At 66.3% G+C, this 4,886-nt stretch carries 5 protein-coding genes and 1 pseudogene; 5 read left to right on the forward strand and 1 reads right to left on the reverse strand.

Annotated features, from left to right (window positions below):
* Positions 1–476 precede the first annotated feature (476 nt).
* The 5 genes and pseudogenes from FG154_RS20040 to FG154_RS20065 all read left to right on the forward strand — a co-directional run bounded on the left by FG154_RS20040 (position 477) and on the right by FG154_RS20065 (position 3,918).
* On the forward strand, positions 477–830 hold the full coding sequence (locus FG154_RS20040; protein WP_246100483.1) for an Arm DNA-binding domain-containing protein: 354 nt from the start codon (positions 477–479) through the stop codon (positions 828–830).
* A pseudogene (locus FG154_RS20045) lies at positions 716–1,537 on the forward strand (phage tail tape measure protein); the annotation flags it as partial. The gene FG154_RS20040 and the pseudogene FG154_RS20045, both read left to right, overlap by 115 nt.
* 364 nt (positions 1,538–1,901) lie before the next feature.
* Positions 1,902–2,339 carry a DNA cytosine methyltransferase gene (locus FG154_RS20055; RefSeq protein ID WP_145111816.1) on the forward strand — a complete coding sequence of 146 codons (438 nt, stop codon included), beginning with the start codon at positions 1,902–1,904 and terminating at the stop codon, positions 2,337–2,339.
* Positions 2,340–2,347: 8 nt separating this feature from the next.
* Positions 2,348–2,758, forward strand: coding sequence for a very short patch repair endonuclease (locus FG154_RS20060; protein ID WP_145111819.1), 411 nt, complete (start codon positions 2,348–2,350; stop codon positions 2,756–2,758).
* Complete coding sequence (locus tag FG154_RS20065) at positions 2,758–3,918, forward strand: DNA cytosine methyltransferase (RefSeq protein WP_145111821.1); 1,161 nt, start codon at positions 2,758–2,760, stop codon at positions 3,916–3,918. Before FG154_RS20060 ends, FG154_RS20065 begins: the two co-directional genes overlap by 1 nt.
* On the opposite strand, the gene FG154_RS20070 is transcribed toward FG154_RS20065, so the two are convergent.
* Positions 3,915–4,673 (reverse strand): GIY-YIG nuclease family protein, encoded by a 759-nt coding sequence (locus FG154_RS20070; RefSeq protein ID WP_222120589.1) that lies wholly within the window; start codon positions 4,671–4,673, stop codon positions 3,915–3,917. The two genes, FG154_RS20065 and FG154_RS20070, sit on opposite strands and share 4 nt — an antisense overlap.
* Between the last annotated feature and the right edge of the window lie 213 nt (positions 4,674–4,886).

Raw genomic sequence — 4,886 nt, forward strand, 5'->3', positions numbered from 1 at the left:
TCATGGCCGATGAGAAAAGCCGGTAAGTCAAGACGGCCCTCGGCGTCAGCTTACGGTCCAGCCGGACGCCGAAGCGGTCGACGGTCTGCGGATCGAGATCCGCGGCGATCTCGGGCATCTGCTCGGCTCGGGCGACGGGGGAATGCAGGAAAACCTCCCGGAGGAGGTTCTGGTGTCTGCGTGTCAGATTTCGTTGGTTGCGGGGGCAGGATTTGAACCTGCGGCCTTCAGGTTATGAGCCAGATTTCCCACAACATCTAGAGCCTTGATTGTTGACGCGTTTTCCGGCCTAGTCTCCTAGACGGCTGTTTTATTGTGGCTATCTGGCGCGACCGCCTGTTACTCGCCGCCAGCCAACGACAAAAACAGCCACAAGACGTGTTGACACAGTGTTGACATGAGGGAGCGCCGAGATGCCGGAGAAACTGACCGAAGCCGCCGCCCGGAAGGCCCTACCGCCCGTGCGCGGGCAGGCCATGCTGTGGGACGCGGAGGTGAAGGGCTTCGCCCTGCGCATCACTCCCGGCGGGGCCAAGTCCTTCATCCTGGACTACCGCGCCGAGGGGCGGCAGCGCCGGATCACCATCGGCGCATGGCCCGACTGGACGGTGGCCGCCGCGCGCCAGACCGCGAAGGACATGAAGCGCGAGGTCGATCTCGGCCACGACCCGATGGGCGAGCGGCAGGCACAGCGCGATGCGCCGACGGTACAGGAGATGTGGGAACGCTACGGGCGACGCAGGACGTCCGGGACTTCGGCATTGTCGTCTCGGAGCAGGACGCCGACCAGATCGAGCGCACGAACGACGCGATCTCGCGCCTCGGCCTGATCTGGCGCGGCGTCTCGAACCAGCTGGCGGTCGCCGCCGCCCCCGCGCTCGAGGCGGTGGCGGACGCCATGGCGGCGATGGCCCGTACCACTGGCCCGCTCGGCATGGCCATTCAGGGGCTGTTCGAGAACCTCGGCCGGCTGACGACCTATGCCACCACCTTCGCCGCGTTCCTCGCTGGCCGCTGGGTGGCCGGGCTCGCCGCGGCGGCGCTCTCCGTCAAGGGCCTTGCCACGGCGCTGGTGGTCCTGCGTGGCGCGCTGATCCGCACCGGCATCGGCGCGCTCATCGTCGGCGCGGGCGAGCTCGTCTACCAGTTCACCCGCCTCGTCTCCGGCGCTGGCGGCTTCGGCAACGCCATGAGCCTGCTTAAGGACGTGGCGGTCGAGGTCTGGAACCGCGTCTCGCTCAGCGCCAGCGCCGCATGGGCGCGCGTCGAGTCGGGCTGGGCCTCGGCGCAGGCGGTGATCTACGACGGCCTGCAGGGCGCCACGGACGCGGTGGTGGGCTGGGGCAACAGCGCGGTCGGGACATTCCAGGGCGCCTTCGACGCGGTGAAGGCAATCTGGGGCGCGCTACCGCAGGCGATTGGGGACTTCGTCTTCCAAGCGGCCAACGGGCTGATCGGCGGCGTCGAGTCGATGCTGAACGCGGTCGTCACCCGCATCAACTCGTTCATCGAGACGCTGAACAGCGCGCTGGCGCTATGGGTGGGCCTACCGAGTGCTGGACGCTCAGTACATCCGAACACGCCGCTTTTCCGGAGCCGTTCCCCAACGGCGACGTCGTGTGTTCGTTGTCGGATATCTTGGAGACTGGCGACCTCCTGCGGCGGTACTTTTTGACCCCGAAAGCCTGCGCGGGAATCCTCCGCCGCGCCGGGAACCGGGGCAAGGACCTGCCCCAACTCTTGCGGCACGCACTAGAGGCGGTGGTGGCCTCGGGACAGACTTCGATCTCGACGGAGGATTGATCCCGCAGGGCTTCGGAGGCGGCAACACATCCGGGCCCATCGACGTGGCCGCGTGCCTCACCGCCAAGGGCCAGCGGATAGACTTCGAGGTGGAGACGATGGTTGCCCAGGCCATCGCGTTCGACTGCAAGGGCAGCGAGGCGCAAGTGGACGAAAGCGGCGCGACGCCGACGCTTCGGGCGATGGGGCATGCGGGATCGCACGCCAACGCAGGTGGTCAGCTGGCGGTGGCGTTCGACCTTCGCGGCCGAGAGGGCGGCGAGATGCCGGAGGGCCCGCATGACACCGCAAATATCCGAGCGGCCTCGGGTGGCTCGAGCCGGTCATACATCGCGACGCGCTGGGCGGTGCGACGGCTGACGCCGCTCGAGTGCGAGCGCCTGCAGGGCTTCCCCGACGGTTACACGGACGTGCCTTACCGGAAGCGGAACTGGACGCCCGACGGACCACGCTACAAGGCGCTGGGCAACAGCATGGCGGTGAACGCGATGGAGTGGCTTGGGCAGCGGATCGACCACGTCCGCGCGCTCCTCTAGGGTGAGGCATGGACACCCTGACGCCAGAACAGAGAAGCGAGCGGATGAGCCGGGTGCGTGGCCGCGACACCAAGCCAGAACTGCTGGTGCGCCGCCTTTCGCACGCCATGGGCTATCGCTACAGGCTCCATCGTCGAGACCTGCCGGGAGCGCCAGACCTCGTCTTTCCGTCGCGCAAGAAGGTAATCTTCGTGCACGGCTGCTTCTGGCATCGGCACCAAGACCCGGCATGTCCTCTCGCCCGGCTTCCTAAATCGAAGCTGGACTTTTGGGGCCCGAAGCTGGAAACGAATAGAAAACGGGACGAGCGTAATCTCGCCCTGCTCGCGGGACTCGGATGGGACGTCCTCGTAATCTGGGAATGCCAGACGAAGAACCGGGAGGAATTGCAGGCACGGATCGGGGAGTTCCTGGGATGATGAGATCGGTCGAGCTGTTCGTGGGTGCTGGTGGCCTTGGCATCGGCGTCAGCCAAGCAGGCTTTCGACCGGCCGCCGTCATGGACTGGGACCGCTGGGCCTGCGACACCCTCCGCGAGAACAAGGAGCGCGGGCTCGATCCCATTGCGCACTGGCCGATCCATGAGGGCGACGTGCGGCAGTTCGACTTCGGGGCCGTCGGCGGCTCCGTCGATCTGGTGACGGGCGGACCGCCCTGCCAGCCGTTTTCGATGGGTGGGCGCCACCGCGCCTTTCTCGATAGCCGGGACATGTTCCCGCAGGCGATCCGAGCGGTGCGCGAGCTTCGACCGAAAGCCTTCATCTTCGAGAACGTGAAGGGGCTCACGCGCAGCAGCTTCGCGAACTACCTCGAGTACATCCGCCTGCAGCTGACCTATCCCGACCTCGTCGCGAAGAAGGACGAGGAATGGCTGGCGCACCTTGCCCGCCTCGAGGACCACCACACCAAGGGGACCGACAAGGGCTTGCGCTACCGGGTGGTGATGCGAGTTCTGAACTCGGCCAACTACGGCGTCCCGCAGCGGCGCGAGCGCGTCTTCCTCGTCGGCTTTCGCGCCGACACCGGAATCGAGTGGCACTTCCCGAAGCCGACCCACTCGCGGGATGCGTTGCTCTGGTCGCAGTGGCGGGACGAGGTCTATTGGGACCTGCATCGCGTCGCCAAGAAGGATCGTCCGGATGGCGGCGCGGCGCAGGCACGGGCCTTGAAGATCGCTGACCGGCCGCTGGACGAGCCGTGGCTGACTGTTCGTGACGCGATCTCCGATCTGCCGGATCCAGAACACGCGCCCGGAACGGCGCTGGGCTTCCACGATCACAGGTTCCAGCCCGGTGCCCGCTCCTATCCGGGGCACACGGGAAGCCCGCTGGACGAGCCCGCCAAGACGCTGAAGGCGGGCGTGCACGGCGTGCCTGGTGGCGAGAACATGCTGCGCAGGCCGGATGGCTCGGTTCGCTATTTCACGGTGCGCGAGAGCGCGCGGCTGCAAACCTTCCCCGACGACATGGTGTTCCACGGATCGTGGACGGAGACGATGCGACAGCTCGGCAACGCGGTGCCATGCCAGCTGGCGCGCATCGTGGCTTCCGGCGTCCGGGACAAGCTGAACGCGGCCTAGATCGGCGCCCCGTGAGCGTACTGCCGGTTTTCCTTGTAGAGGATCACGTGGCTCACGAAATAGGTTGCTTGCCAGCCAGCGGGCAGAGCCGCAACGATCAGGCGCATCGCGTCGCGCACCGAGAGCGGGCCAGCCGGGACGGTGATGGTCGCGGCCGGAAGGTCAGGGTGCGGGCGTGTTCGGAACGCGTGACTTCCCTTGGCGCCAAGCTCGAGCTCGAAGCGCAGCGTGTAGGGCAGCGCGATCTTAAGAGCCACCAGCGCCTCGTGCGCGGTGATCTGGCCCGGCTCGAGGACCTCAAGGGGACTGTCGATATCGATTGGGAAGCGCGCGTCAAAGCCCTGCTCGGGCTTGTTCGTCGTCTCGCGCTCGCGCCCGGGATCATTCGACCCGAAGCCTGATCCGTTCCACTCGGAACCGTAGTGGGCAATCACTCTGGACTCGATATCCATCGCGGTCAGAACGAGGATCTGCGCGGCCTTGAACTGGACGTCCTCGGGGCGCACGTTCCGCCGCTGCTCGAACTTCCGGGCGTGGCGGGCGAGGCGCGTTCGCAGGCCAGCCTCGGCGTCGGTTTTCCCGACGTAGCGCACCTCGCCATCGTGGATCAGAAGATACACCCCTTGGGCGTCAGGGAGCGCCTGGGCGTTGTCGAGCGTCAGCGGCGCGCTGCCCATGGCATCAAGCGAGGGGATGAGCTGGTTCATGACCGCGCCCATCAGGTCCAGCTCGAATGCGATGAATCCGTCCGCCACTCGCCACTCCGATTCCCTTGCTCTCCCAGATGCTTAGCACGTCGGGATGATCCGCGCACTCTGGCGCGGCCAGAATCTTGAGTCATGCTTGAGTCACGACGAAAGGCCCCGGCGAAGCGCGCGGGGCCTGTTCGTAAGTCTTTGGAATGTCGGCGGGATTTGGTTGCGGGGGTAGGATTTGAACCTACGACCTTCAGGTTATGAGCCTGACGA

The sequence above is a fragment of the Cereibacter sediminicola genome (genome assembly GCF_007668225.1).
Lineage (GTDB): Bacteria > Pseudomonadota > Alphaproteobacteria > Rhodobacterales > Rhodobacteraceae > Cereibacter_A > Cereibacter_A azotoformans.